29 protein-coding genes and 1 pseudogene are annotated in these 24,525 nt (G+C 56.8%); 19 read left to right on the top strand and 11 right to left on the bottom strand.

Translation table 11 applies throughout. The features are described 5' to 3' along the window. Positions 1-93 (top strand): EF-Tu C-terminal domain-related protein (locus DY251_RS17805; RefSeq protein ID WP_147307443.1); only part of this gene is annotated, 93 nt, incomplete at its 5' end. 212 nt (positions 94-305) lie between these two features. Then, on the top strand, positions 306-1,091 hold the full coding sequence (locus DY251_RS17810; protein ID WP_137113835.1) for a COG3904 family protein: 786 nt from the start codon (positions 306-308) through the stop codon (positions 1,089-1,091). Here DY251_RS17810 and DY251_RS17815 read toward each other — a convergent pair whose 3' ends face one another. Further along, positions 1,092-1,766 carry a flagellar biosynthetic protein FliO gene (locus DY251_RS17815; protein ID WP_116625269.1) on the bottom strand — a complete coding sequence of 225 codons (675 nt, stop codon included), beginning with the start codon at positions 1,764-1,766 and terminating at the stop codon, positions 1,092-1,094. A 220-nt stretch (positions 1,767-1,986) separates the two neighbouring features. On the opposite strand from DY251_RS17815, the gene cckA reads away from it, so the two are divergent. Genes cckA through DY251_RS17830 form a run of 3 tightly spaced genes read left to right on the top strand, consistent with a single transcriptional unit; the run spans position 1,987 to position 5,525 of the window. After that, entirely contained in the window at positions 1,987-4,575 is a 2,589-nt protein-coding gene (gene cckA, locus DY251_RS17820) for a cell cycle histidine kinase CckA (protein ID WP_116625270.1), read from the top strand. Next, entirely contained in the window at positions 4,562-5,287 is a 726-nt protein-coding gene (locus tag DY251_RS17825; protein WP_116625271.1) for an HAD family hydrolase, read from the top strand. The genes cckA and DY251_RS17825 overlap by 14 nt, the downstream gene beginning before the upstream one ends. A 31-nt stretch (positions 5,288-5,318) precedes the next feature. Further along, positions 5,319-5,525 carry a hypothetical protein gene (locus DY251_RS17830; protein WP_137113836.1) on the top strand — a complete coding sequence of 69 codons (207 nt, stop codon included), beginning with the start codon at positions 5,319-5,321 and terminating at the stop codon, positions 5,523-5,525. 51 nt (positions 5,526-5,576) lie between these two features. On the opposite strand, the gene DY251_RS17835 is transcribed toward DY251_RS17830, so the two are convergent. Then, positions 5,577-7,109 (bottom strand): acyl-CoA carboxylase subunit beta, encoded by a 1,533-nt coding sequence (locus tag DY251_RS17835; RefSeq protein ID WP_116625273.1) that lies wholly within the window; start codon positions 7,107-7,109, stop codon positions 5,577-5,579. Positions 7,110-7,215: 106 nt separating this feature from the next. After that, the gene (gene gloA, locus DY251_RS17840) at positions 7,216-7,656 is read right to left on the bottom strand and encodes a lactoylglutathione lyase (RefSeq protein WP_116625274.1); all 441 of its coding nucleotides are present in this window, start codon (positions 7,654-7,656) and stop codon (positions 7,216-7,218) included. 203 nt (positions 7,657-7,859) lie between these two features. Here gloA and DY251_RS17845 point away from each other — a divergent pair, with 203 nt between their 5' ends. From DY251_RS17845 to DY251_RS17855, 3 genes are read left to right on the top strand one after another with little or no spacing between them, the layout of a single operon-like run. Beyond that, positions 7,860-8,456, top strand: coding sequence for a cold-shock protein (locus tag DY251_RS17845; protein WP_116625275.1), 597 nt, complete (start codon positions 7,860-7,862; stop codon positions 8,454-8,456). An 18-nt stretch (positions 8,457-8,474) separates the two neighbouring features. After that, entirely contained in the window at positions 8,475-8,960 is a 486-nt protein-coding gene (locus tag DY251_RS17850) for a DUF192 domain-containing protein (RefSeq protein ID WP_116625276.1), read from the top strand. A 4-nt stretch (positions 8,961-8,964) separates the two neighbouring features. Further along, on the top strand, positions 8,965-9,735 hold the full coding sequence (locus DY251_RS17855) for an alpha/beta fold hydrolase (RefSeq protein WP_116625277.1): 771 nt from the start codon (positions 8,965-8,967) through the stop codon (positions 9,733-9,735). A 4-nt stretch (positions 9,736-9,739) separates the two neighbouring features. Here the strand turns inward: DY251_RS17855 and DY251_RS17860 are convergent, their stop codons facing one another. Continuing rightward, on the bottom strand, positions 9,740-10,519 hold the full coding sequence (locus DY251_RS17860) for an enoyl-CoA hydratase-related protein (protein WP_116625359.1): 780 nt from the start codon (positions 10,517-10,519) through the stop codon (positions 9,740-9,742). Positions 10,520-10,659: 140 nt separating this feature from the next. Between DY251_RS17860 and cysE the strand changes: the two genes are divergently transcribed. Both cysE and DY251_RS17870 read left to right on the top strand, forming a co-directional pair. After that, complete coding sequence (cysE, locus tag DY251_RS17865) at positions 10,660-11,505, top strand: serine O-acetyltransferase (RefSeq protein WP_116625360.1); 846 nt, start codon at positions 10,660-10,662, stop codon at positions 11,503-11,505. Between the two features lie 116 nt (positions 11,506-11,621). Beyond that, positions 11,622-11,825: a DUF3126 family protein gene (locus tag DY251_RS17870; RefSeq protein ID WP_116625278.1), complete on the top strand. Its 204-nt coding sequence runs from the start codon at positions 11,622-11,624 to the stop codon at positions 11,823-11,825. A gap of 2 nt (positions 11,826-11,827) precedes the next feature. On the opposite strand, the gene DY251_RS17875 is transcribed toward DY251_RS17870, so the two are convergent. Then, positions 11,828-12,574: a hypothetical protein gene (locus tag DY251_RS17875; protein ID WP_137113837.1), complete on the bottom strand. Its 747-nt coding sequence runs from the start codon at positions 12,572-12,574 to the stop codon at positions 11,828-11,830. Positions 12,575-12,683: 109 nt separating this feature from the next. Here DY251_RS17875 and DY251_RS17880 point away from each other — a divergent pair, with 109 nt between their 5' ends. After that, on the top strand, positions 12,684-12,977 hold the full coding sequence (locus tag DY251_RS17880; protein ID WP_137113838.1) for a hypothetical protein: 294 nt from the start codon (positions 12,684-12,686) through the stop codon (positions 12,975-12,977). A gap of 13 nt (positions 12,978-12,990) precedes the next feature. Next, positions 12,991-13,512 carry a gamma carbonic anhydrase family protein gene (locus DY251_RS17885; protein ID WP_116625281.1) on the top strand — a complete coding sequence of 174 codons (522 nt, stop codon included), beginning with the start codon at positions 12,991-12,993 and terminating at the stop codon, positions 13,510-13,512. Positions 13,513-13,619: 107 nt separating this feature from the next. Here DY251_RS17885 and DY251_RS17890 read toward each other — a convergent pair whose 3' ends face one another. From DY251_RS17890 to DY251_RS17900, 3 genes are all read right to left on the bottom strand, one after another. Beyond that, the gene (locus DY251_RS17890) at positions 13,620-14,222 is read right to left on the bottom strand and encodes a transglutaminase-like cysteine peptidase (protein ID WP_116625282.1); all 603 of its coding nucleotides are present in this window, start codon (positions 14,220-14,222) and stop codon (positions 13,620-13,622) included. A gap of 227 nt (positions 14,223-14,449) precedes the next feature. Then, complete coding sequence (locus tag DY251_RS17895; RefSeq protein ID WP_116625283.1) at positions 14,450-15,073, bottom strand: PilZ domain-containing protein; 624 nt, start codon at positions 15,071-15,073, stop codon at positions 14,450-14,452. 123 nt (positions 15,074-15,196) lie between these two features. Next, complete coding sequence (locus tag DY251_RS17900) at positions 15,197-15,847, bottom strand: PAS domain-containing protein (protein ID WP_116625284.1); 651 nt, start codon at positions 15,845-15,847, stop codon at positions 15,197-15,199. 348 nt (positions 15,848-16,195) lie between these two features. On the opposite strand from DY251_RS17900, the gene DY251_RS17905 reads away from it, so the two are divergent. From DY251_RS17905 to gatB, 3 genes are all read left to right on the top strand, one after another. Next, the gene (locus DY251_RS17905; RefSeq protein WP_116625285.1) at positions 16,196-16,912 is read left to right on the top strand and encodes a rhomboid family intramembrane serine protease; all 717 of its coding nucleotides are present in this window, start codon (positions 16,196-16,198) and stop codon (positions 16,910-16,912) included. Positions 16,913-16,987: 75 nt separating this feature from the next. Further along, positions 16,988-17,419 carry a CBS domain-containing protein gene (locus DY251_RS17910; protein ID WP_116625286.1) on the top strand — a complete coding sequence of 144 codons (432 nt, stop codon included), beginning with the start codon at positions 16,988-16,990 and terminating at the stop codon, positions 17,417-17,419. Between the two features lie 86 nt (positions 17,420-17,505). Further along, on the top strand, positions 17,506-19,005 hold the full coding sequence (gene gatB, locus DY251_RS17915; protein WP_116625287.1) for an Asp-tRNA(Asn)/Glu-tRNA(Gln) amidotransferase subunit GatB: 1,500 nt from the start codon (positions 17,506-17,508) through the stop codon (positions 19,003-19,005). A 46-nt stretch (positions 19,006-19,051) separates the two neighbouring features. Here gatB and DY251_RS17920 read toward each other — a convergent pair whose 3' ends face one another. Beyond that, positions 19,052-19,495 (bottom strand): CAP domain-containing protein, encoded by a 444-nt coding sequence (locus DY251_RS17920; protein ID WP_158553276.1) that lies wholly within the window; start codon positions 19,493-19,495, stop codon positions 19,052-19,054. A gap of 170 nt (positions 19,496-19,665) precedes the next feature. On the opposite strand from DY251_RS17920, the gene DY251_RS17925 reads away from it, so the two are divergent. Then, positions 19,666-20,064 carry an NADH:ubiquinone oxidoreductase subunit NDUFA12 gene (locus DY251_RS17925; protein ID WP_116625289.1) on the top strand — a complete coding sequence of 133 codons (399 nt, stop codon included), beginning with the start codon at positions 19,666-19,668 and terminating at the stop codon, positions 20,062-20,064. 457 nt (positions 20,065-20,521) lie between these two features. Continuing rightward, positions 20,522-20,866 (top strand): annotated as a pseudogene (locus DY251_RS17930) (DUF2155 domain-containing protein); the annotation flags it as partial. On the opposite strand, the gene DY251_RS17935 reads toward DY251_RS17930, so the two are convergent. Both DY251_RS17935 and DY251_RS17940 read right to left on the bottom strand, forming a co-directional pair. Further along, a complete protein-coding gene (locus DY251_RS17935) occupies positions 20,863-22,191 on the bottom strand; it encodes a DNA polymerase IV (RefSeq protein ID WP_116625361.1) in 1,329 nt (442 codons plus the stop codon). The pseudogene DY251_RS17930 and the gene DY251_RS17935 overlap by 4 nt on opposite strands. An 86-nt stretch (positions 22,192-22,277) precedes the next feature. Beyond that, positions 22,278-22,577, bottom strand: a complete 300-nt coding sequence (locus DY251_RS17940; protein ID WP_116625290.1) for a DUF3572 domain-containing protein — start codon at positions 22,575-22,577, stop codon at positions 22,278-22,280. 165 nt (positions 22,578-22,742) lie between these two features. Between DY251_RS17940 and DY251_RS17945 the strand changes: the two genes are divergently transcribed. Then, the gene (locus DY251_RS17945; protein ID WP_116625363.1) at positions 22,743-23,114 is read left to right on the top strand and encodes a response regulator; all 372 of its coding nucleotides are present in this window, start codon (positions 22,743-22,745) and stop codon (positions 23,112-23,114) included. A gap of 24 nt (positions 23,115-23,138) precedes the next feature. Next, on the top strand, positions 23,139-24,506 hold the full coding sequence (locus tag DY251_RS17950) for a PleD family two-component system response regulator (RefSeq protein WP_116625291.1): 1,368 nt from the start codon (positions 23,139-23,141) through the stop codon (positions 24,504-24,506). The last annotated feature ends 19 nt before the right edge of the window (positions 24,507-24,525 follow it).

A 24,525-nucleotide genomic window follows, 5' to 3' on the forward strand; every position in this document is an offset into this window, starting at 1 on the left:
GTGCCGGTCGCCATGGAAGAGAAGCTGCGCTTCGCTATCCGCGAAGGCGGTCGCACCGTCGGCGCTGGCGTCGTCGCAAGCATCATCGAGTAACCTTCTTTCAAAGAAGCACCGAAAAGGCGGCTGAAAAGCCGCCTTTTTTGTTTGACCGCCGCATACTTTTCCCTCTTTGCTCATAAGCGGGGTTAGTGTGGCGACAGTGTTATAGGGGCGTTTTCTTGTTCTCGTGTTTGCGCGCATTGCCATGCGCTTCCATTGTCGGACTGGTGCTCGGTTCCTCGCCTGCATTCGCGCAATTCGATGAAATGAGATTTGTTGTCGTTCGGTCGGTGGAAGCAGGCTGTGAGCCACTCTGCACTGAATGGATCTCCGCCGAGGGCGAAATCACAAGCACCTCGGATGACAAGTTCCGCGAAACGCTCAAAGGGCTGGGCAAGCGCAGGCTCCCCGTCGTGATCAACTCGCCCGGTGGCGATATAAATGCGGCGATGGCTATCGGTCGTGCGATCCGCAAGCGCGGGATCGATGTGCTGGTAGGCACGACCGAATTTATCGGCTGCCAACCTTCCGAAAAGAATTGTCAGACAAATCGCGGTCGCGGCGCCAAATATTTTGGTCGCCCGCTTATCAATGCTTTTTGCAATTCTGCCTGTCCGCTTGTTCTGGCCGGCGGCGCACATCGTTATGCTGCGCCGAGCGCTTTCATCGGCGTCCATCAGGTGACGACGACGATTACATCCACGGACATCGTCTACAAAACCAAATACAAGATGGTCGGCGGCAAGAAGAAAATCCTCTCCAAGAAAATCGTCTCGCGCAAAAAGGGAAAAACCCAGATTGTGACGCAGATGAATCAGGCCATTGAGAAAAATCTGAGATCCTATCTGCAGGAAATGGGCGTAAGCGGGATAATAGTCGACAGGATGAAAGCGACTGACGCCAGCGATATCTCATGGGTTGACATCGGCACGCGCAAATTCACCAAGCTCGTCGAAAACCTCGATAATTCAGACATGGTGCTAAGCAGCGCTGCGTGCCAGTCGGTTCCTGCCGCGAGTCACTGCCGCCTCATAACTACGGATGACCTCTGATCACCGTTTATGGCTTGAAAGCTCGCCCAGCAGTTTCGCCATTTCTTCGTCGAGCGAAGATTTGCCTTTGCTTGGTTGCGGCTGAGGTTGAACATCCTCATTGTCGAGCGCTGTTTCCAGCTCTTTGAGCAGATCGCTATCAAGTTCATCGGCGTTGCGAGCGGGCGGCGGTGCCGGTACTGGACGCTGCTGAATTTGCACGGTTTGCCTTGGCGCTGCTGGTCGCGCGGGCGGCAAAGGCTCGCGGTGCGGCACCGGCGGGTGCGCTACAGGCGCATGTACCGGCTCTGTGCGAACATTCTGCGTGCGTGGCGGTGCGACGGGTGCCTCTGCGCTGTGTGCAGCTTCGCCCACCATCGTTGGTCGCTTCGCTGTGCCGTGAACTCGTATGTCGCGCTCAACAACAATGTCGCTATGACCACCAATCAGCAGCAGATGCTCCACATCATCGCGACGTACCAGCACCAGCCGGCGGTGTGTGTCGACTGCGGTCGCATCCATAATTGCGAGGCGTGCTTTGCGGTTGCGTCCACCGGCCACATAGGTGCCGGAGCGAAAACGTTTGATGAGTAAATAAATTAGATAAAGCGCAATCAGAACGGCGCAGGCGACAATCACCCAAAACGCCACGGGAGCATTTTCGGCGCCGACGATTCTGTCGATCCACACAGACATTTGCAAACCCCAACACAAAAGAACCCGCACGCCGCATTTCGGACACTAGAGCAAACATGCCGGGCCTCGCAAGTTCGGATAGAAGAAGCGGGAGAAGGAAAAGCCGGGAAAGAGGTGCGGCAATTGCAAAGCCGTGATTTATTCACTGGCTTTTTTCATATAGGCATGGGCCTGCAAAATAATATGTGATTCAACTTATTCGCACGACCAATTGAGCCGCATGCCGAGCGAAACACGCACTGATGCCAATCCAGCACCCTTGGTAGACCGCAGCGGTCGACCGAGCGCGATCACGCGCCTCATCATTTTGATGATCGTGCTGACCGGCGCTGCAGTCTTCTTTTCGCTCTTCCGCAGGCAGCTCGGCGACCCGTTCCTGCTTGGTTTGCTTGGCGTTTTGGCGATGATCGGCGTTGGCTTTCTCTTCGCCGCAGCCATCGGATTCGTGCATTTTCTGCCGCGCACAGCCAGCGATGATCTGTCCAAAGCGTTTCTGGATTCGCTTGAGCAGGGCGTGGTCGTCACCGACCAGAAGGGCCGAATCGTTTACGTCAACAGCGCCTATGCAGAAATGACCGGCGCTTCGACCGCAGCCGATGCCAAGACCATCGAAAGCTTGCTCATAGACATACCGGAGGCGTCTGCCACCGTCGTAAGATTGGCAAACGGCATCAGCGATGGCAAACCGGGAGAGGGCGAGGTGCGGCTGTCGCAAGCGGTTCGTCCGGGCAGTGACCCCGGCGCGCATTGGTACCGCATAAAGGCGCGAAATCTGAAAGTCCCCGGCCATCGTGCGCCGCAAGCGGTGTGGGAGCTGGCCGATATTTCTCGTGAGCGTGAGGAGCAGGAACGCTTCTTCCTCGACCTTCAAAAAGCAATTGATCATCTGGACCAGGCGCCTGCCGGGTTCTTCTCGACTGATCAGGCTGGCCGCATTTCCTATATGAACGCCACTCTGGCGGGCTGGCTCGGCATCGACCTTGCCGGTTTTTCGCCGGGGTCGATCCGCCTACAGGATATTGTCGCTGGCGATGGCATGGCTCTGGTCCGGTCCGTCAAGGCAGAACCCGGTTCAACGCGTAATGCCGTGTTTGATCTTGATCTGCTTACCTCTACCGGCAAGGGCTTGCCCGTGCGCTTCATGCATCGCGTTTCGGCGAGCAAGGGCGGCGTTGGCGGCCCATCGCGCACCATTGTGCTTAACCGCACGCAGGGCGAAGATGCCTCAGCCGAGTTGCGCGCCGCCGAAGTTCGATTCACGCGCTTCTTCAATTCAACACCAATGGCAATCGCCGGCGTTGACAAGGAAGGCCGAATCCTTCGCACCAACGCGCCATTCCTCTCTCTGTTCTCGTCGCTGGTGGACAGCGACGCGCTGGAGCGCCGCGTTCGACTTGAAAATATCGTACACGTGCGCGACCGTCCGGCGCTTGCCGATGCACTCGCAAAGGCGCGCGAACGGCAGGCCAAAATCGCGCCAATCGACACGGTTTTCCCGAACGACGAAGAGCGTCACGTTCGCGTTTATGTAAACGCGATTGCCGACGAAGGCTCAGGTGACGGCGCGGAAGAAGCGGCCATTGTCTACGCCGTCGATACGACGGAGCAAAAAGCGCTCGAAAATCAGATGGCGCAGACGCAAAAGATGCAGGCCGTCGGTCGCTTTGCTGGCGGCATAGCGCACGACTTCAACAACGTTCTGACCGTCATCATGATGGCGTCGGACCAGTTGTTGATGAACCACAAGCCGTCGGACCCTTCATTCCCCGACATCATGCAGATCAAGCAAAACGCCAATCGCGCCGCCTCGCTTGTCCGACAATTGCTGGCCTACTCGCGCAAGCAGACCTTGCGCGCTGAAGTGTTGAACCTGACAGATGTGCTGGCAGATCTTCGGATGTTGCTGACGCGTCTCGTGGGCAACGAGGTCAAGCTGTCCATCGATCATGGCCGCGACCTATGGCAGATCAACGCCGACATCGGGCAGCTTGAGCAGGTGATCGTGAACCTTGCCGCAAACGCGCGTGACGCGATGCCGGATGGCGGCGAAATCTTGATCCGCACGCGCAACGTGCCCGCCGAAGAAACCCCGGCATTCGGCTATCGTGAATTGCCATCCATCGATTATGCACTGATCGAATTTGAGGACACCGGTTCTGGCATTCCGCAAGATGTCAAAGAGAAGATTTTCGAGCCGTTCTTCACAACGAAAGACGTGGGCAAGGGTACCGGCCTCGGCCTGTCCACAGTTTACGGCATCATCAAACAATCCGGTGGTTCGATCTTCTGCGACTCCGAGGTTGGCAAGGGAACGGTGTTCCGCATTTTCCTGCCTCGCTATGTGCCGAAGGTCGAGCCCGTTGCGGAGCAGTCAGGCGCCACCGAAGGCCAGGCGTCGATCCAGCGTTTGCCGGAAGCCGCGCGGGATCTGTCAGGTTCCGAAACAGTCCTTTTGGTCGAGGATGAAGACGGCGTCCGCATGAGCGGCGTCCGCTTGCTTACCTCGCGTGGCTACACCGTCCATGAGGCGTCTTCCGGTGTGGAGGCGCTGGACATATTCAGGGAGCTGGGCAACTCGGTCGATATAATCGTGTCGGACGTGGTTATGCCCGAAATGGACGGCCCGACGCTGCTCGGTGAAGTTCGCAAGATTCGGCCTGATGTGAAATTCGTGTTCGTGTCCGGCTATGCGGAAGACGCATTCGCAAAGAACTTGCCCGAAGACGCGCAATTCGGCTTCCTGCCCAAGCCCTTTACACTGAAGCAGCTTGCGACTGTCGTTCGCGAAACGCTGGATGGCGTTCGGTAAATTGGCGCGTCGCATCACAACGGTCGGCTTTGATGCGGACGACACGCTCTGGGAAAACTTTACCTTTTATCGCTCGACAGAAGACCGTCTTGCGGAATTACTGGCCGACTATGTCGAGCCGGGAGATTTGCGCCGCCGCCTGCTCGAAGCGGAGCGCCGAAATCTCGGACATTATGGCTTCGGCATCAAAGGCTTCACCTTGTCGATGATCGAAACCGCCGTCGATGTCAGTGAGGGTAGGGTGCAAGCCAGTGTCATCGCGGACATTGTCGCGATGGGCCGCGACATGCTCTCCCATCCAATCGAACCCTTGCCTTATGCACGTGAAGCGGTCGAAGCGCTCGCCGGCCGCTATAGACTGGTGCTCATCACGAAAGGCGATCTCTTCCATCAGGAGCGCAAGCTCGCTCAATCGGGTTTGGGCGAACTGTTCGATGGCGTCGAAATCGTCAGCGACAAGAACCGGCAAACCTACGAGCGGATATTCCGGTTGCATGGCGATGGCGCGGAGCGCGCGCTGATGGTGGGCAATTCCTTGAAGTCCGATGTCGTGCCGGCAATCGAAGCTGGTGGGTTTGGCGTGCTGGTTCCTCACGAAATCAGTTGGGAACTGGAGCACGCTGACGAGCCAAGCGACAACCCGCACTATCATCGTATTGCGGATCTGGGCGAGCTTGCTGAAATCGTAGACTTATTGGCTGAAGAGCATTAGAATATATAAAATTATATTCATGGATTCGGCAATGTCGGTCAACGACGAGCAGCTTAAAACGCGGTTGACATCGAAAGCTCAGATCGCGCAGGCGGTTCTGAAGCTCGCGGAAAGTGGCACTCCGTTTGACGAATGGCTAACCGCGCTCACCAACAGCTTTTATGTCGACCTCGATGCGTTTTCCGAGATCATGGGCCTGCCTACAATCGACTTCGAGCACCTGGTTCCGGAACTATAGACGCCCAGAACCTCAGGCGTTCAGGGCGCTGACGACCAGCGCCCGCAAATATCACAACGGGATATTGTCGTGCTTCTTCCAGGGATTTGTCAGATCCTTGTTGCGGAGCATCCGGAGCGCGCGCGCAATCCGCCTGCGGGTCGAGTGCGGCATGATCACCTCGTCAATAAAGCCGCGCTCGGCTGCCACGAATGGCGACAGGAAACGATCTTCATAGGCCTTGGTGTGGGCGGCAATCTTTTCCGCATCACCAATGTCTTTGCGGTAGATGATCTCGACGGCGCCCTTCGCGCCCATAACCGCGATTTGTGCGCTCGGCCATGCATAGTTCACGTCACCGCGCAGGTGCTTGGACGCCATGACGTCATAAGCGCCGCCATAAGCTTTGCGGGTAATAACCGTGACTTTCGGCACTGTTGCCTCGGCATAGGCGAACAACAGCTTGGCGCCGTGCTTGATCAGCCCGCCATATTCCTGCGCCGTGCCGGGCAGGAAGCCGGGGACGTCAACGAAGGTGACAATCGGAATGTTGAAGCAGTCGCAGAAACGCACGAAACGTGCCGCTTTGCGCGACGCATCCGAATCCAGCACGCCTGCCAGCACCATCGGCTGATTGGCAACGAAGCCAACCGTGCGCCCCTCAACGCGGCCAAAGCCCGTAACAATATTTCGCGCAAACGATTCCTGAATCTCGAAGAAGTCGCCTTCATCGATAGTCTTCAGGATAAGTTCTTTAATATCGTAGGGCTTGTTCGCATTGTCGGGCACCAGTCGATCCAGCGAAAGGTCATGCTCGGAAACAGTCTGGAAACACTCGATTTCGGGAATTTCGGCAGTGTTTGAGGACGGCAGCAGGTCGATCAGCCTGCGCATTTGCAGCAGCGTCTCGACGTCGTTGTCATAGGCGCCGTCCGCGATGGAAGACTTCGTCGTGTGCACCTTTGCGCCGCCAAGCTCCTCGGAGGTCACGGTTTCGTTGGTCACGGTTTTCACGACATCCGGGCCGGTCACGAACATGTAGGACGTGTCGCGCACCATAAAGATAAAGTCAGTCATGGCAGGCGAATAGACATCGCCGCCCGCGCACGGTCCCATAATCACGGAAATCTGCGGAATCACGCCGGACGCCAGAACGTTGCGCTGGAAAATCTCGGCATACCCACCGAGCGCTGCCACGCCTTCCTGAATGCGCGCGCCGCCCGCATCATAAATGCCGATGATCGGCGCGCGGTTGCGCAGCGCCATTTCCTGTATCTTTACGACCTTTTCGGCGTGCGCTTCGGAAAGCGAACCCCCAAAAACGGTGAAATCCTTCGCGAACACGAAAACCGTGCGCCCGTTGACGGTTCCCCAGCCGGTCACAACGCCGTCGCCCGGCACCTTCGACTTTTCCATGCCGAAATCGGTTGAGCGGTGTTCGACATACATGTCGAATTCTTCGAATGAGTTTTCGTCGAGGAATATGTCGATGCGTTCGCGCGCCGTCAGCTTGCCACGCTTGTGCTGTGCGTCGATTCTTGCTGCTCCGCCGCCAGCGCGTGCCTCGTCGCGACGGCGTTCGAGTTCCTTCAGCACGTCCCTCATCTAATAGTCTCCCGGCTGGCTGCGCTGGCTAATAGATCGCGCCTGTCATATTTCGCAGCAGCCCTATTCGTTGCGCTGCTGCTTGGCAATAATACCTTTATCGCAATCACCAGCTTCCGGTGTTGGGCATGGATGCCCAAGGCTCGGCGGCACTCAGCGCTTGCCCCTTTTGCAGCAGTTCAATCGAGATGCCGTCAGGGCTGCGGACGAACGCCATGTGACCGTCACGCGGCGACCGATTGATGGTGACGCCGGAATCCATCAGGCGCTGGCAGGTGTCATAAATATTGTCTACCTCATAGGCTAGGTGGCCGAAATTGCGCCCGCCTTGATAATCTTCGGTATCCCAATTGTAGGTTAGCTCCAAAAGAGGGGCTTTTGCGTCGCGCCCGCTCTGTTCATCGTCGGGTGCCGCCAGAAAAATGAGCGTAAAACGCCCTTTTTCGCTTTCTGTTCGCCGAACCTCCGTCATACCGAGATTGCCGCAATAAAAGTCGAGCGATTGGTCAATATCGCGCACGCGAACCATTGTATGCAGATAGCGCATTTGTGTTCCTTCAATTGTGTGCGGGACTTTAGGTGAGCGGAACTGTTGCTGCAACGTCACGCTCGGTCGCCACGTTAACCATAGCGTGTGGGTTCGGCGTGCAAACAACTGGAAACATGCCCTGCGCCACTTGCGCAAGGCGGGCTACGCTGCGTTTAATTGACGTTAAGAATCAGTCACGCGTTTCGGAAAGGTGCTGCGAGATGGGGGACAAAACCTCGCCGCCGGGGCAAGGTGAGTCTGCGCAAGACGGCTTGTGGCAGGACAGCGAAGACCAGAGTGTAGACCTTCAGGAAGTTTCTGGCGTCATCAAATGGTTTGACGTTGCGAAGGGTTATGGCTTCATCATGCCGGACGAGCGCGCCTTGGGCGATGTCTTGTTGCATGTCACCTGTTTGCGCCGGGATGGCTTCCAGACTGCGCTGGAAGGCGCGCGCATTGTTTGCCTCGTAAAGCGCGGCGAGCGTGGCCTGCAGGCATTTCGCGTTATATCGATGGACAACAGCACTGCCGCACATCCGGCGGAGCAAGCTGAGCCGCGCCTGCACGTTTCGGTAACGCCGGAAAGCGGCTTGGAGCGTGCATTGGTCAAGTGGTTCAACCGCACCAAGGGCTTCGGTTTCCTGACGCGCGGCGAAGGAACGGAAGACATTTTCGTGCACATGGAAACGCTGCGCCGCTATGGCGTGGCCGAGCTGCGGCCTGGTCAGGTCGTGCTTGTCCGCTTTGGGCGCGGCGATAAAGGCCTTATGGCAGCCGAAATTCATCCTGATATAGGAACCTTGCCGGTCTCGCACTGATCGGCAGGGAGATTGAGAATGCCTTTCAGGAAAATTCGGTCGTATTCAAGCGCGCTTGTCTTTTCTCTGTTGCTTCTGCCGTTCGCTGCTGCATGGGCGCAGGAGGCAATGGTTTTGCCAGTCGATCCCGCGCCGCTCGTCATCGAAACCGGTGCCACAGAGGCCAAGTTCGCTATTGAGGTAGCGGATGAAGGCGCCGAACGATCCCGCGGCCTGATGTTTCGCAAGGAAATGGCGGCAGATCACGGCATGCTGTTCGTATTTCAGCAACAGCAGCCGCTCGCTTTCTGGATGAAGAACACGATCCTGCCGCTTGATCTCGTCTTTATCGATGAACGCGGCAAGGTTCGTGCCGTGTTGCCCGGCACGCCGTTTTCCGAAGCTCCAATTTCGCCCAGCGAGCCCGTAAAATATGTGCTCGAATTGAATCAAGGCACGGCAAAGCGTCTGGGCATCGACCCCGGCGATCAGGTCGCGCATCCTCTTATCGGTATGGTTCAATAAGTAAATGCAGCATTTTCAGCATGATGGCTTCGATTTTGCCTATGTAGACCGCAAGCCGGAGCGCGGCGCTGCCGAGCCCGTCCTGCTGATTCACGGCTTTGCTTCCAACCATTTCACCAACTGGATTTCTCCTGGCTGGATGAAAACGCTTGCCGAGGCGGGTTACAGACCGATCGCCTTTGACAATCGCGGTCACGGCGAAACATCGAAGAGCTATGATCCTGCGGTCTACACGCCTGAGAAAATGGCGAGCGATGCCGTAGCGCTGCTGGATCATCTGGGAATCGAAACAGCGCATGTCATGGGTTATTCGATGGGTTCGCGCATTTCCGCCTTCATGGCGCTTGCAGAACCTCAACGAGTGGCAACGTTGGTTTTTGGCGGTCTTGGCATTGGAATGGTAGATGGCGTCGGCGATTGGGATCCGATCGCCACCGCCTTGTTGGCGGAAGACCCGTCGCAGACGAAGCACGGACGTGCCCGGTCTTTCCGTGCCTTTGCGGACCAAACCAAGAGTGACCGCCGCGCGCTCGCGGCATGTATCACCACCTCGCGCGCGTTGCTGACTGAAGATCAGGTGGCACGTATCACTCAGCCGACATTGATCGCCGTTGGCACGAAAGATGATATTGCGGGATCAGGTGAAGAACTGGCCGCAATCATGCCGAATGCCGTGGCTTTCGACATTGAGGGCAGGGATCATATGCTGGCCGTCGGCGATAAGACGTTCAAGACGCGCGTGCTGGATTTTCTGGCCGAACATCCGCTGATTTAGAGCGCTATCTCCCTGCAAAACGCGGCGCGCGCTTCTCCTTGAACGCCGCGCGACCCTCGGCATAGTCCGCACTTAAAAATGTCTCGTCGCCGGCGTCCTGCGCGCGGCTGCGCAATTCCTTGTCGCCTCGCAACGCTGCCCGAATGGCCAGCCGCGAAGCTTTGATCGAAAGCGGCGCGTTCTCCGCAATGCGTTGCGCCATTTCCCGAACGCGCCCGTCGAAATTCTCGGCCTCTACGATTTCGAGCAGAAATCCATGCGTAAGCGCTTCGTTCGCGTCGATCGTCGCGCCGGACATAGTCAGATAGCGCGCCGCTTGCGGTCCGCAACTGTCGACGATGTCGTGCATCGCTTCCGTCGGATACGCCAACCCAAGGCGCGCCGCAGGCACCGCGAAGCGTGCACCGGGCGTTGCGATGCGCAAATCGGCAGCGGCGGCCAGCCCAAAACCTCCGCCGAAACAAATTCCGCGTATCGCAGCTATAATCGGCACGGGGGAATTGCGAATGGCCGCAAATGCGCGCGCATTGGCATTCTCATAGTTTCGGGCGCTTCGCGCATCGCCCCGCTCGGTGTCAAACTCACTTATGTCTGCACCTGCCGAGAAGTCAGGCTTTGCGCCACTCAGCACGATTACACGCGCATTTGCGCTCAATTGCTCAATCAATTCGGGAATTTTCTGCCACATAGCCAGCGTGATGGCGTTCTTGCGGGTAGGGCGGTCGATGCGAATTTCACCGATCACACCTTCAACGCCCGCTATCAAGCCTTCACCATTCTGCATTCGCGCGCTCCCGGCATGTTGCATTCGCTTAAACCTGGATTCAGAAGAATTGTGTTCTATATCCAGCGTAATCGCCATATTGTGCGCGACTACCCCGCGCAATATAAGTTGCAGCGCAATCAGACGAGCGGAAAATGGAAATGTCTAAAGCAGCGGCGAGAGCGAACAAGCTCCAACCCGTCGATCCGATTTGGCAGGCAATCCGCGAAGAAGCGGTGGTGGCCGTTGATAACGATCCGCTGTTGGCCGCGTTCCTGTATTCGACCGTTCTCAATCAGGACAGTCTGGAGCAGGCCGTCATTCATCGCGTTGCGCAGCGTCTCGACCATTCGGACCTGAGCGCCGATCTTATCGCGCAGGCATATAACGAGATGGTGCGCGCCTGGCCGGAGTGGAGCGACATCGTTCGTGTGGACATTCAGGCCTATTACGACCGTGACCCCGCCTGCGACCGTTTCATAATGCCGGTCCTTTATTTTAAGGGCTTTCATGCAATCCAGACGCATCGGCTGGCGCATTGGCTATGGAATGAAGGTCGCAAGGACTTTGCGCTTTATCTGCAGAGCCGTTCGTCATCGGTTTTCCAGACCGACATCAATCCGGCTGCACGTGTCGGCAAAGGTATTTTCGTGGACCACGCGACCGGCCTTGTGGTGGGCGAAACTGCGGTTATCGAAGACAATGTTTCGATCCTGCATGGCGTCACGCTTGGCGGCACGGGCAAGGCGGGCGGCGACCGCCACCCCAAGATTCGCAACGGCGTGCTGATCGGCGCTGGCGCGAAAATTTTGGGCAATATCGAAGTTGGCTATTGTTCCAAAATCGCCGCAGGCTCCGTCGTGCTGGCGTCCGTTCCGCACAACAAGACCGTGGCCGGTGTCCCCGCGCGCATTGTGGGCGAATCCGGTTGCGAGCAGCCATCGCGGCAGATGGACCAGACGCTGCCCGCGCAGGTGCTCGACCATCTCATAACGTACGAAATCTAAGCCTCATCGCGACATCCGCGTCCGGTTGATGCGAGGCACACCGACTTGTGCCTTTACTCGACCGGAATCGCGTGCCAGAAGCAGCGTCCAATACGAATCCGACCCGGAGGTTATCCTTGAAACCGGAAGAAATCAGGAAGCTGGAAGCCTACTTCAAGCGTGTGTTCCAGAACCCGCACCTGCAGGTTAAAGCGCGCCCCCGCAAGGACGACTCGGCCGAAGTTTACATGGGCGATGAGTTTCTTGGCCTTGTCTACAAGGATGAGGAAGAGGGCGACTACAACTTCTCGATGGCGATTCTCGACATCGACCTCAACTAGGGTCAGGACCCGTTAATTGAGGCTGGTGCGCCCGTTTTCAACATGAAGCGGGCGCGCTCCAACACCGCACTTTCCATTGCCTGCCAGTTGGCAAGAAGTGTTTTCGGAAAGCGGTACGACAGGCTCAGCCCGTCCGTTAGAAGAACGTCTCTCTGACATTGCGCAAGCGACTGCCGCGATTCATCGTCAGTCAGGCAGCGTGCCACAAAAGGCGTTTGGCCAGTCCGTCCGGCAACGGCCAGTTCTTCATCCATATAGCCCGATTTCGCCGTGAATTTGTAAAGCGTCGTGTCGCCGGGGCCAGGCAGGCCGGGTTGCTCGATCAGTTGGCGATAAATCGGCTCGAAGCGCCCGCTCATGTCACGAGACATCATCCGCGGCTCAAAGGTGAGAAAGATCAGACTCCCATCCTTGCCGGTGTGGTTGAACAGATCGCTCTTTTCCTTGGAATATCCCTCAAGATCGGGCCAGCTCAGATAAACATCGAGCCGCTCCGCTGTGCCGCTGTGTCGATCCTTCTCGAATCGGATCGCATTGGCCGGCACCGCAACCACGTCATTTCCGATAACGATTTCATGCACGGTCTGGTCGTCGGAGTGGCCGCCGAGCGCTATCGTGTGGCCCAGCCATTTTCCTGCCCCGCTGATTGCAGCAGACAAAGCGACCACACCCACGCAGAGAATAGCTGAGGCGCGCAGCACGCCCATGGAGCTACGCCGTGTTTCCCCGGCTAAAACCGCTGACGCCATTTGCCACTCCGTGCATTCTTCGTGTGCCATGACGATACAGTCAAAACTGGCACGGCAATTGCCACAACACCCATAACAGTTGCGCCTTCATGGTAAATGGATCGTAAAGATGCAGTCCCTAACGAACATCTCTTTTGCATCGCAGGCGATCATCGCTGTCGGAAAGGTGAGGCGCGTTCTCTCAATGCGCACTGTGCTGTTGCGTTCGTTCGCCGCACAATCCGACGCTCAACTTCGTAAGTTATCCGGACCCTGCACGCTGGCTATTGAGGCCATGAAGGCGTGGAGCGAGCGCAATGTTTCAACCGGTTTTCTGATCGCGTGCATTTCCACTGCATTGGTGTGGACATGCTCTCTCGCGATTGCGATGCTCCATCTGGTTGCCTTGGCGGTGCGACCGTAAGATTGGAGGAAGCATGACTGCATATAATCTGGGCGCGCGGTCGCCGAGCTTTGGCGATTCTGTTTGGATTGCGCCTGACGCAACCGTCATCGGCACGGTTACGCTCGGTATAAATGTCGGCGTCTGGTTCGGCGCAGTGCTGCGTGGTGATAACGAGCTTATCGAAATTGGCGACGACACCAATCTTCAGGAACATGCCATAGTCCACACTGATCCGGGTTTTCCGGTCACTGTGGGCCAGGGCTGCACCATCGGCCATCGCGCTTTGCTGCATGGTTGCACCATCGGCAACAATACGCTGATTGGAATGGGCGCGATTGTTCTCAACGGCGCGCGCATCGGCAATAACTGTCTCGTCGGCGCGGGCGCGCTGGTCACTGAAGGCAAAAGCTTCCCCGATGGCTCCCTCATCATAGGGTCACCTGCGAAAGCGGTTCGCGAGCTTGATGAAAAGGCGATCGAAGGTTTGCGAGCTTCCGCAAGAAACTACGCGGCCAACGCAAAGCGCTTCCGAGACGAGTTGAGGCGTATTTAGCCCCCTCAAATGAGTGGAGCCGGCCCTGGGACATGGGCCGGCTCCTTGAGCCCGGTCGTTTGGGGGACGGGGAGGGTGGGGATTCGACCGGGTTTCTCGCTCCTGCTCTAGCGGACGCTGGCCACGGCATCCGCGCGGCCGTCCGTTATGGACAGCCATTGGCCGGGATTCTTTTCAGATTGACGCTTCAGATACGTGTAGACCGTCTCGTCCCAGCGGCGCACGCCGGATTCGAGATTGTCGAGGACATAGTCGCCCGCGGTGGTTCGCACGGTTAGCACGGCATGTCCTTCGCCATTCGGTTGGCGCACCACTGTGATCAGCGTATTGGACGGCGAAACGCCCGCCGCGATCAGCAGTTTGCGCTTTTCAAGCACATAGTCTTCGCAATCGCCTACACCATTTGGGAATGACCAAACCTCGTCCTTGCCCCAAACTTCCATGTCGGTCTTTGGCGTAATGGCGGCGTTCACTGCGGAATTGACAGCATCGATCTTCAGCAGCAAAGACCGGTTCATCTTGGCTGGGCCTGCGGGAATTCCACGCGGCGTGCATTCAGCGGGAAGCTTTTTGCAGAATTCATAGTGGCCGATTGGCTGCGTGGTGCGGCCACCAGTCGTCATCGAGAGTTGCATCGCAAAAGCGTGCGACGGCATCCCCGCGACAGCATTCGTCAGGATGGCAATCGCCATCCAACAACTTGTCCGCATTGCTTCGTCTCCCCAATGCGAGAGACGATTGCACGATTAAATTTATCCACAGCAAAATATATCGAAGCAATTTTAAATGTATCTGGAGCGGTGAAAGAACAGAAAAAATAAAGAGAAACAAAAGAAATTATAATTGGATTCAAATGATGGGGAATATTTAACCATAAGATTGCAGGTCGATCTGCTTGGCTCGAGCCAAACCGAATATCTACAATGATAAGGGGTGTTTAAGCTGCGGGTTGTTCCGCATCGGCAAACTGCGAGTCGAGCGTATCCTGCTCCTGCACGGCGGAGAACTCGATTGCGATGCCTTCTTCGAAATGGCGCACGACCGTTCCACGCATTGTGCCGAGCACAACTTGCGAGCCTAGTGCCGGACGAACGTCGATTTCGATACCCGCACCGGAAAGCGACAGATCGATGATCCGGCACTCATAGGTGCGACCGTCTTCCATGTGCAGAGCACTGAAAGGATTGCGGGGCGCAACGCGCTCATGCCGGCGGTCCTCCGGCAAGCCCAGATCCTGGCGGTTCGCCAGCCATGTAAGTTGAGCGGAAAGCTTTTCGCGTTTTCGCTCACTTGCAATTACGGTCATTGCAAAACCGTCTTCAAAGGTGCGCGTAACCACGCCCTCGATACGACCAACATGATCCAGATAAGCGATAACTTTTTCGCCTGGCTCACCTATGCGGCTAGCAAGCAACGCGATATTGCCAGGGGACATATCGTAGACATAGCAATTATGTTCCGAGCGATCTTCCAGCATGAACCGGCCATGCAACTTCACACGTACACGCTCGAAGGCGCGTCGCTCATATGGGGCATATGTTCCCAACGATGTGGACGACATTACAACCTGCCAACACGCCGCATAACCCGCCCGGTCTCAATCGCGCACGCAGCTTCACAGTACGGTTAAATACGTTAATAACGCGTAATTGTAACCAATACAGCTTGGTTTAATGCTTGGCAGTTATTCGGTGCGCCCGCCGTCCAGGACGAGCAAATGGCGAACACGTTTTGCTATTGCGCTAGGCGCTTTTTCTTCGATTTTAACCTCATGCTCCAACGCGGCATCTGAAGATCTGTCATCAAGTACGATTTGATGTTCCGACTTCAGTGCCAGCGGTTCCCGCGAGGGATCAAAAACCTGCACGGAAGTCACATTTGCGTCGATAATCGGGTCAGCGCCCAACCAGTAGGCCCGTTCGCAGGCCGTTATCAGCCCCAAACCGCGCGCACTCTCATTGCTGCTGTCGAGCGGTAGAATAACCAGTTCAAACGCCAGCGAGCGGTTTGAAGCGCTGATGCCGTCATACGAAACAACAACGACCGTGTTTTCCGTGAAGATCGTATCGAGGATACGCTTGAGCAGCCGCTGGTCGCGTGTGCGCCACAGTGACGCGAATGAAAATCCCTTCAGTTCGCGGCCGTAAGCTGCGCAAAGGCGCGTTCCTGCCAGACGAAATACGGCTTCACCTCTGGTGTCCCTCTCCAGAATGAACGTATCGGCCAGCAAGCTCTTTATTTCCGCAGGTTCGACCTCCGTGCGCTTTGGCGCGGGTCTGCCCTCGCGTAAGCGGTTCCAATAGTGAAACAGCTCTACTGATGCGTCTTGTTTCATTTCGTCACACTCCGCCGCGTATTTGCTACGCTTGTCCCAGAATCAGCGGTACGTGCCCCTTTCTACCTTCCCGGAGCATGTTGCGTGCCAGCAGCAAACTTTCTTGTTCACCGAAGGGGATTATTAGGGTTAACAGATGGTTTATATTGCGTACCCGGACGCCAATCGGCATCATGGCGGCAACTGATTTTTGTATGCAGCTTTCCAGTCACTTTCTGGGAATTCTTCTCGGAAGCCGTTCAAGCAAAGTCTTGAGCGGCTTTATTTTTTTCATGCGGCCTTGATCGTTCCCTGTGCCGTCAGCAATGTGACACCGATTGCCATTTGGATTCGGCGGAAAGATTAAACATGAGCGAACAGCGCGTGCGACCGGCCCCGGCAGTTCGAGAGCCGATCCTTAATCTGCCTACGATCATCATCGTTTTGATAGCGATCTGCGTCGCGGTCCAACTCGTCCAGTCTTACGTGCTGACTCCTGAGCAGGATAATGCGTTCCTCATCGCTACGGCATTCATCCCGATGCGCTATTCAGGGCAGTATATGATTGACATCTATGCGTTCACGACACCGATCACCTACGCCTTTCTCCATGGCGGTTTCGCGCATCTGGCGGTCAATATGGTGTGGTTGGCGGCTGTTGGAACCCCTCTGGCAAACCGCATCGGCTGGGTTCGCTTCCTGCTTTTCTGGCTCGTCTGCGGCGCTGCTGCTGCGGGTTTGCATTACCTCGTTCATTCAACCGAATATGTGCCGCTTGTCGGCGCATCGGGCGCTATTGCGGGCATGATGGCCGCAACGGCGCGCTATATGTTCAGGGTCAACCGCTTTTCCAGTGCGCCGGCCTATGCCGGGCCCTTACTGCCGCTTTTCATATCTTTGCGCTCTCCGCCGGTTTTGGTCTTCATTGTCATCTGGATGGGCGGCAATCTGCTGGTGGGATTGCTCGGCGCACCCGGCGTGTCCGGCAGCATTGCATGGGAAGCGCATATCGGCGGCTTTTTAGCCGGATTTCTGCTGCTGGGTCTTTTTGATCGACCTGTTGAGAGGCAATTGCCAAGCACTTGAAAAACCATCATTCACGGCGCACCATGTGTAATGCCGGGCGATCGTCCCGCCCGAGTACCGGATAGGGAGGAAGGGATGACGGTCAAATCGATTCTGGAGGAAAAAGGCCACCAGGTTTTGACGCTTGGGCCGAACGACAAACTGTCTGAAGCCGTGCGCGTTCTTGCCGAACATCGCGTTGGTGCGCTGGTCATAACCAATGGCGATCGCAAAATCGTAGGCATACTTTCCGAGCGTGATATCGTGCGCTCCATTGCGAAATCGGGGGCGGCCGCCCTTAATCAAACGGTTCGCGAAGTGATGACCCCGAAGGTCAATATCTGCAATGAAAACCATACGATAAACGACGTTATGGAGATCATGACACGCGGTCGATTCCGGCATCTTCCCGTCGAGAAAAACGGCATGCTGGATGGCATTGTTTCAATCGGAGACGTTGTGAAACGCCGTATCGAAGACGTGGAGCGCGAAGCCGAGCAGATTCGGAACTACATCGCGACCGCATAACGTGACGGCAAAGGTTGCAACGGAGCGGCGATTGTTCTAGCGAAATCTGGGATTTTTCCCGACAGATATTCGCGAACTGGACTGACATGAGCATCGTCGATACCCGCACGCCCGATCCGAAGCGATTCATCTCCGGCGCCACTGGCGATTGGGAGGTTGTCATTGGCATGGAGGTTCATGCTCAAATCACATCCAATTCCAAGCTGTTTTCGGGGGCCTCTACCGAGTTCGGTGCTGCGCCGAACAACAATGTGAGCCTTGTCGATGCGGCTATGCCGGGCATGTTGCCGGTCATCAATGAGGAATGCGTTCGTCAGGCTATCCGCACGGGTTTGGGCCTGCGCGCTCAGATCAATCTGAAATCCGTTTTCGACCGGAAGAACTATTTTTATCCCGATTTGCCGCAGGGCTATCAGATTTCGCAGTTCAAGCAGCCAATCGTCGGCGAGGGCACCGTAACCGTGTCTGTAGGACCCGATTCCAAGGGCAACTTTGAGGATATCGAGGTTGGCGTGGAGCGTCTGCATCTCGAACAGGACGCGGGCAAGTCGATGCACGACCAGCATCCGACCATGTCCTACGTTGACCTCAACCGTTCCGGCGTGGCGTTGATGGAAATCGTATCCAAGCCGGATATGCGCTCGTCCGACGAAGCAAAAGCCTATCTCACGAAGCTGCGCACCATCGTGCGCTATCTCGGCACCTGCGACGGCAATATGGACGAGGGCTCCATGCGCGCAGACGTCAACGTCTCCGTGCGCAAGCCGGGCGGTGCATTCGGAACGCGCTGCGAAATCAAGAATGTCAATTCTATTCGTTTTGTCGGTCAGGCTATCGAATATGAGGCCCGTCGCCAGATTGGCATTCTGGAAGATGGCGGCTCCATCGATCAGGAAACCCGGCTTTTTGACCCAAACAAGGGCGAAACGCGGTCGATGCGCTCAAAGGAAGAAGCACACGACTACCGTTATTTCCCCGACCCCGACCTTCTGCCGCTTGAATTTGATCAGGCTTACGTCGATGCGCTGGGCAAGGATCTGCCGGAGCTTCCAGACGACAAGAAGTCTCGCCTCGTCAGTGATCTTGGTCTGTCTGCTTATGACGCCTCGGTGCTTGTTTCCGAAAAGGCGATTGCCGACTATTTCGAGAAGGTTGCCGTTAGCCGTGATGGTAAGCTGGCCGCAAACTGGGTTATAAATGATCTGATGGGTGGCTTGAACAAGGCAGGCAAACCCATTGAGGAATCACCGATTTCCCCTGATCAGCTCGGCGCGATTGTCGATCTGATCAAGGAGGGAACAATATCCGGCAAGATCGCGAAAGACCTCTTCGAGATCGTGTGGAATGAAGGTGGCGATCCGAAAGAGTTGGTCGAATCGCGCGGCATGAAGCAGGTCACTGATACCGGCGCGATTGAGAAGGCCGTTGATGAGGTCATCGCTGCCAATCCTGACAAGGTCGAGCAGGCGCGCGCCAAGCCAACGCTTGCTGGCTGGTTCGTCGGTCAGGTCATGAAGGCGACCGGCGGAAAAGCCAATCCGCAGGCGGTCAACGATCTGGTCAAGGCCAGGCTCGGGCTGGAGTAGACCCTTTAGCGTTGGGGATTATTACCCCTCATCCGCCTGGCGGTGTTTATCGCGCGAGCACGAGCGCCCAATAGCGGCGCTTTCCATCCGCTGCGGGCGCTGAGGCCAGCCCATATCGTGTGTATGTCGCGTTGAGGATGTTGCGCCGGTGTGGTGGCGAATTCATCCAGCGGCGAAACAATTCGTCCGTACCAAGTGCGCCGTAAGCGATGTTCTCCGCTGCGCCGCCACCAGTCTCAACACCCGCCATCCGTTTGCCAAATGACCCGCCCGCTCTGGTCGTGTGGTTCATAGCGCCGGATTTCGCCATGCTCGCAGCCTGATACGCTGCCGCCTTGGTCAGTTCGGCATCGCTGCTAAGTGGCGACAATCCGTTTTGCGCACGGATCTCGGGCAGGGAGGTTGGGCCGCTATAGCTTTCACCCGCCGGACCGCCCGCGCATCCCGCCAGTGCCGCTGTCAGCGCAAGACCCGCTAGAGCATTAGCCAAAGATGCTGGAAATATTTGATTCTGAGCCATTTGCCGCCCTTGGCTGGAAAACATGGCAATTTGCTGGTCAACTGCGGCGAGATGGGAGTGCTGAATCTGCGCTAAGCGCTTGCAAGAACGTGCGCGCAAAGTCATAAGGCGGAGAGGCTTATAATAGGCCGGGGAAAGCGATGAAAACCTTCTTCACCCAGTTCTTCACATGGTGGAACGGACAGACCTTGAACACACGTTTCCACACTTGGCGCTTCGGCACCAAGGTGGGTGAGGATTCTCAAGGCAATGTCTACTACGAAGGCGGCAAGGATTCCGAAGGTCGTACGCGTCGTTGGGTGATCTATAACGGCGTTTCCGAAGCATCGCGCATTCCTCCCGGTTGGCATGGCTGGATTCATCACCGCGTTGATATTCCGCCCGTCGATGAAACCTACACGCCACGCGAGTGGCAAAAGCCGCATTTGCCGAACCTGACCGGAACGCCGGAGGCATATCGCCCGAAAGGCTCGATTCTGGGCACCGGCCATCGTCCACAAGTCACAGGCGATTACGACGCCTGGACGCCCGGCGGATGAAGCATTCGGCTGTCATGCGTTTTCCGCCACAATTGAAAGCTAGTCCGTTGCGCGATTGTTTGCTTCGGGCGAGCTTATTCGCATGATCGTGAAACTACGAAAGAGCGCCCTCGTGGGTGCGGCTTCCGCCATCGCCATTGCAATTTTGGCGAGTGGCTTTGCGCGCGCTCAGGATGGTGTGGACCAGCTTCCGCCCATCGATGCGTTTCCGCCTATCGACGCGCAGGACTTGCCGCCTGTTCCGACGGAGGAATTGCCGCCGCCCTCGCCACCGCAGGAATTGCCCCTGCCGGGACAGGAGCCTATGCCCGCACAGGCCGAGCCGGATTGGCTTAACCCCGATGTGCAGGGTGAACCTTTGCCGCCGCCGGAGCAGCCAGCGGAGGCCCTTCCTCAGCCGCGATCTAAACCCAATAAGGCGGTCGAAGAGATCGTTGCTGAACAGGAAAAGAAGGTTGAGCGCGTGACCAATCCCGTGGCCGAGTTTGCCGGTCTGGACAAAATCACGGGCCGAATCACAAGCTTTGATGTCTACATCAATGAAACCGTGCAGTTCGGCGCGCTACAGGTTACGCCAAAGGTCTGCTATTCGCGGCCCGATGCGGAAGAGCCAAAGACCGACTCATTCGTTGAGGTCGATGAGATCACGCTGGACAGAAAAATCCGGCGGATTTTCACTGGCTGGATGTTTGCGGAAAGCCCCGGCATCAGCGCGGTTGAGCACGCCGTTTATGACGTGTGGCTCAAAGCCTGCAAGCAGAAGTCGAATGTTCCGCCGCCGGAGCAGGCCAAGTCGAACTAGAAATCGTCTTCGCGATCTGACGGCTGCTGCGGCTCGAAACGGCTGGATTGCCCAAACGTATAGCCAGTCTCAACAGCCTTCTTCCCGAACTTTTCGCGCAGAATGTCGATTGCTTCTTCCGCTTTCGCGCGCCGAGTGGCTTTCGTGTCGATCAGGTCCGGCGGATCGGCTTTTTCCGGCGTCGTCAGATCGTGTACGCCCACACCCAGCAACCTGAACCGCGTTCCATCCAGTTCTTTTTCCAGAAGCGGCATTGCCGTTTCAAAAATGCGGTCGGCCAGTCGGGTGGGGGCCGCAAGCTGCCTGTTGCGCGTCTTGATTTTGAAATCGCGTGTCTTAAGTTTCAGCACGACCGTGCGCCCGGCAATTTCGGCCTTTTTCAGCCGCGCTGAAACTTTTTCCGAAAGCGCACGCAATATGGGCGCGAGTTGGTCGCGCGTTGAAAGATCAGAATTGAACGTCGTTTCCGCCGAAACATTCTTTGCCGCGTGATCCGGGTGAACAGTTCGCTCATCCACTCCGCGCGCAAGGTGATAGAGCCTGTTGCCCATTGAGCTATAGCGGCGCAGCAGATCGTTCAGTTCCATGCGCTGGATCTGCCCGATTGTTTTGATTCCATCCTGCTCCAGCGTGGCCGCAAACACGCGCCCAACCCCCCAGATCAGCGAAACCGGTTGGTCCTTGAGAAACTCTACGGCCTCAGCTTCGCCGATCACCGAAAATCCGCGCGGCTTGCGAAAATCCGACGCGACCTTCGCCAGGAACTTGCAGTAGGAAAGCCCCGCCGAAACGCTGACACCAATCTCTCGTTCAACAGCCAGCGCGAATCTCGCAAGCACAAGCGCGGGCGGTTCTCCGTGCAAGCGCTCCGTGCCCGACAAATCGAGAAACGCCTCATCGATGGAAATCGGCTCCACCAGCGGCGTCAAAGCCTGCATCATGGATCGAATCTCTCGCCCAACGCGAACATATTTCTCCATGTCCGGCTTCAGCACCACTGCGTCCGGGCAGGCTTCCAGCGCCTTGAACATCGGCATGGCTGAGCGCACGCCACGAATGCGCGCGATATAGCAAGCCGTCGAAACGACGCCGCGCTTTCCGCCGCCGATTATCAGCGGCTTGTCTTTCAATTCCGGATGGTCTCGCTTTTCAACCGAGGCATAAAACGCATCGCAATCAATGTGTGCCAAATGCAGCTGAAATAGTTCCGGGTGCCTCGTCGCGCGCGGACTTCCGCAATGATAACAACGGCCTGTCTCCCGCTTTTGAAGCGTCAGGCAATCTCGGCAGAAGCCGCGTTCCGAATCGGCAGTGGTGGTAGGCATCTTCGCCGCGCTCGCATCGTGAGAAATCATAGAGCAGGGCGCCATGGCCAACAAGACGCCGCCTTAGCCCTCCTGCCAGATCGCTGTCAGGTGGAGCGCTCATAGTCATCATTGCCGAGCGGCAGGGACCGCAACGCCTTCACGACTTCGGTCGGTGGCACGGATGCATTTACGGAAAATGCGATCAACGTTGGTTCATGCGCGGCAATGAATTGCAGCACTCCGGCCAGAAATCCCGGCTGCGCGGCCGCATGCCTTATGTCGGAAGCTTCAATTCCGGTGATGGCCAGAAATCGGTTCAGCAAAACGGGGTCGCTTGCAATAAAGCCCAGCGCATTAATAGCGATTTGCTCGGCGGTTTCTGTGCTTCGGGGCGAAAAAGACATGAATCATCCAGATTCGAAAAAAGAATTCAGCCCTATATTGGCAGATTTCAATGGGCAATTACCTATTCGTCAATGTTCTCAAGCTAGCGTCCGACCGGGTTGTGCCAAGGGGCCGGACAATTATGATTGGATGGATTCCCGCAACTGGCAATGGGCGAAACGGCAATGCCTAAGAAAGTTATGATCGTCGAGGATAACGAGCTGAACATGAAGCTCTTCCGCGACCTGATCGAAGCGAGCGGCTATGAAACGGTGCGCACCCGCAATGGGTTGGATGCGCTCGATCTCGCGCGCCGGCACAGTCCCGATCTTATCTTGATGGACATTCAGCTTCCGGAGGTTTCGGGGTTGGACGTAATCCGCTGGCTGAAGGAAGATGAGAATCTTCTGCATATTCCAATCATCGCGGTCACGGCCTTTGCCATGAAGGGCGATGAGGAACGGATAAGGCAGGGCGGCTGCGAAGCCTATATTTCCAAGCCAATATCGGTTCCGCGGTTCATTGAAACGATCAAATCCTATTTGGGTGATGCCTGATGTTGTGTCCGCGAGAGTGACCATATGAGCGCACGCGTTCTTGTTGTTGATGATGTTCCGGCCAATGTGAAACTGCTCGAAGCTCGGCTGACGGCTGAATATTTCGAGGTTTTGACGGCTGCCGATGGTTTTGAGGCATTGGAAATCTGTGACCGGGACGCAATCGACATTGTCCTGCTCGATGTAATGATGCCCGGCATGGATGGCCTTGAGGTCTGCCGTCGTCTCAAGAGTGATCCTGGCACGTCCCACATCCCAATCGTGATGGTGACGGCCTTGGATCGAGCGTCGGACCGAGTTGCCGGGTTGGAAGCCGGCGCTGATGATTTTCTGACCAAGCCGGTTAAGGATTTGCAGTTGCTTTCGCGCGTCCGCAGTCTGGTGCGCCTCAAGTCGCTGACCGATGAACTGCGATTGCGCGCTGCGACCACGCGAAGCATCGGCATTCAGGAGATGCTTGGCCGTAGGCTGCCCGAAATCGAGGAGTTGCCGCACGTACTGCTGATCGATGAAAATCCCGCATCCGCAGAGCGTACCGCGACGATGCTGAACAAGGTCTGCGAAATGGATACCGCGAGCGGCGCCAATGAGGGCGTTTTTCTCGCCATGGATCGCACGCCAGATTGCGTTCTGATTTCCACGCGAGCGAGCGAGTTTGACCCGCTCCGACTTTGTTCGCAGTTGCAGTCGTTCGACCGCACGCGTTACGTGCCTATCATCCTGATCGCCGATGAGGGGGAAGAAGCTCGCGTTATGCGCGCCTTCGAGCTCGGCGTGAATGATTACGTAACGCGTCCGATCGACAGGCAGGAGCTAACCGCGCGCATCCGCACCCAGGTCCGGCGCAAGCTTTACAACGATCATCTTCGCATGAGCGTGGCGGAAACGATCGAGATGGCCGTCATTGACGGCCTCACCGGTTTGCACAATCGCAGGTATCTGGACAGCCACATTGAAACGCTTTTTCAGCGTGCAGTCACGCGGCGTCGGCCCTTGTCCATCATGATAACGGACCTTGACCGCTTCAAGGGTATCAACGACACCCACGGGCATGACGGCGGCGATCAGGTGCTCAAGGAGTTTGCCCGGCGCATTCGCGCAAATGTTCGCGGCATCGATCTTGTCTGCAGGTTTGGCGGCGAGGAATTCGTCGTCATTATGCCGGACACCGAGTCGGCGCTCGCGCAACGAGTCGCCGAGCGTGTCCGGCACGACATCGAGAAAGAGCCGTTTCAGGTTGCGGGCAATGCGGTGCCGGTAACGGTCAGCATCGGGGTCGCCTCTGTTGACTACGGCGCGGACAGCGTATCGGCGCTCATGCGTCGTGCTGATGCAGCTCTCTACCAGGCCAAAAACAGCGGCCGAAATCGCGTCGTCGCGCCCGCCGCCTGAGCGGGTAACTTTGTTCATT

Source organism: Mesorhizobium denitrificans, assembly GCF_003403035.1.
Classification (GTDB): domain Bacteria; phylum Pseudomonadota; class Alphaproteobacteria; order Rhizobiales; family Rhizobiaceae; genus Mesorhizobium_G; species Mesorhizobium_G denitrificans.

What these genes read in the sequence shown, in the direction of transcription:
- DY251_RS17825 (WP_116625271.1), top strand. Translation starts at nt 4,562, where the DNA reads ATGGCGTTCGGTAAATTGGCGCGTCGCATCACAACGGTCGGCTTTGAT.
- DY251_RS17925 (WP_116625289.1), top strand. Translation starts at nt 19,666, where the DNA reads ATGAAAACCTTCTTCACCCAGTTCTTCACATGGTGGAACGGACAGACC.
- cckA (WP_116625270.1), top strand. Translation starts at nt 1,987, where the DNA reads ATGCCGAGCGAAACACGCACTGATGCCAATCCAGCACCCTTGGTAGAC.
- DY251_RS17895 (WP_116625283.1), bottom strand. Translation starts at nt 15,073, where the DNA reads ATGTCGTCCACATCGTTGGGAACATATGCCCCATATGAGCGACGCGCC.
- DY251_RS17940 (WP_116625290.1), bottom strand. Translation starts at nt 22,577, where the DNA reads ATGTCTTTTTCGCCCCGAAGCACAGAAACCGCCGAGCAAATCGCTATT.
- DY251_RS17850 (WP_116625276.1), top strand. Translation starts at nt 8,475, where the DNA reads ATGCCTTTCAGGAAAATTCGGTCGTATTCAAGCGCGCTTGTCTTTTCT.
- DY251_RS17885 (WP_116625281.1), top strand. Translation starts at nt 12,991, where the DNA reads ATGACTGCATATAATCTGGGCGCGCGGTCGCCGAGCTTTGGCGATTCT.
- DY251_RS17815 (WP_116625269.1), bottom strand. Translation starts at nt 1,766, where the DNA reads ATGTCTGTGTGGATCGACAGAATCGTCGGCGCCGAAAATGCTCCCGTG.
- DY251_RS17810 (WP_137113835.1), top strand. Translation starts at nt 306, where the DNA reads ATGAGATTTGTTGTCGTTCGGTCGGTGGAAGCAGGCTGTGAGCCACTC.
- DY251_RS17830 (WP_137113836.1), top strand. Translation starts at nt 5,319, where the DNA reads ATGTCGGTCAACGACGAGCAGCTTAAAACGCGGTTGACATCGAAAGCT.
- DY251_RS17855 (WP_116625277.1), top strand. Translation starts at nt 8,965, where the DNA reads ATGCAGCATTTTCAGCATGATGGCTTCGATTTTGCCTATGTAGACCGC.
- DY251_RS17900 (WP_116625284.1), bottom strand. Translation starts at nt 15,847, where the DNA reads ATGAAACAAGACGCATCAGTAGAGCTGTTTCACTATTGGAACCGCTTA.
- DY251_RS17950 (WP_116625291.1), top strand. Translation starts at nt 23,139, where the DNA reads ATGAGCGCACGCGTTCTTGTTGTTGATGATGTTCCGGCCAATGTGAAA.
- gloA (WP_116625274.1), bottom strand. Translation starts at nt 7,656, where the DNA reads ATGCGCTATCTGCATACAATGGTTCGCGTGCGCGATATTGACCAATCG.
- DY251_RS17890 (WP_116625282.1), bottom strand. Translation starts at nt 14,222, where the DNA reads ATGCGGACAAGTTGTTGGATGGCGATTGCCATCCTGACGAATGCTGTC.
- DY251_RS17835 (WP_116625273.1), bottom strand. Translation starts at nt 7,109, where the DNA reads ATGAGGGACGTGCTGAAGGAACTCGAACGCCGTCGCGACGAGGCACGC.
- DY251_RS17845 (WP_116625275.1), top strand. Translation starts at nt 7,860, where the DNA reads ATGGGGGACAAAACCTCGCCGCCGGGGCAAGGTGAGTCTGCGCAAGAC.
- DY251_RS17910 (WP_116625286.1), top strand. Translation starts at nt 16,988, where the DNA reads ATGACGGTCAAATCGATTCTGGAGGAAAAAGGCCACCAGGTTTTGACG.
- DY251_RS17945 (WP_116625363.1), top strand. Translation starts at nt 22,743, where the DNA reads ATGCCTAAGAAAGTTATGATCGTCGAGGATAACGAGCTGAACATGAAG.
- gatB (WP_116625287.1), top strand. Translation starts at nt 17,506, where the DNA reads ATGAGCATCGTCGATACCCGCACGCCCGATCCGAAGCGATTCATCTCC.
- DY251_RS17860 (WP_116625359.1), bottom strand. Translation starts at nt 10,519, where the DNA reads ATGCAGAATGGTGAAGGCTTGATAGCGGGCGTTGAAGGTGTGATCGGT.
- DY251_RS17880 (WP_137113838.1), top strand. Translation starts at nt 12,684, where the DNA reads ATGCAGTCCCTAACGAACATCTCTTTTGCATCGCAGGCGATCATCGCT.
- cysE (WP_116625360.1), top strand. Translation starts at nt 10,660, where the DNA reads ATGTCTAAAGCAGCGGCGAGAGCGAACAAGCTCCAACCCGTCGATCCG.
- DY251_RS17905 (WP_116625285.1), top strand. Translation starts at nt 16,196, where the DNA reads ATGAGCGAACAGCGCGTGCGACCGGCCCCGGCAGTTCGAGAGCCGATC.
- DY251_RS17935 (WP_116625361.1), bottom strand. Translation starts at nt 22,191, where the DNA reads ATGCCTACCACCACTGCCGATTCGGAACGCGGCTTCTGCCGAGATTGC.
- DY251_RS17875 (WP_137113837.1), bottom strand. Translation starts at nt 12,574, where the DNA reads ATGGCGTCAGCGGTTTTAGCCGGGGAAACACGGCGTAGCTCCATGGGC.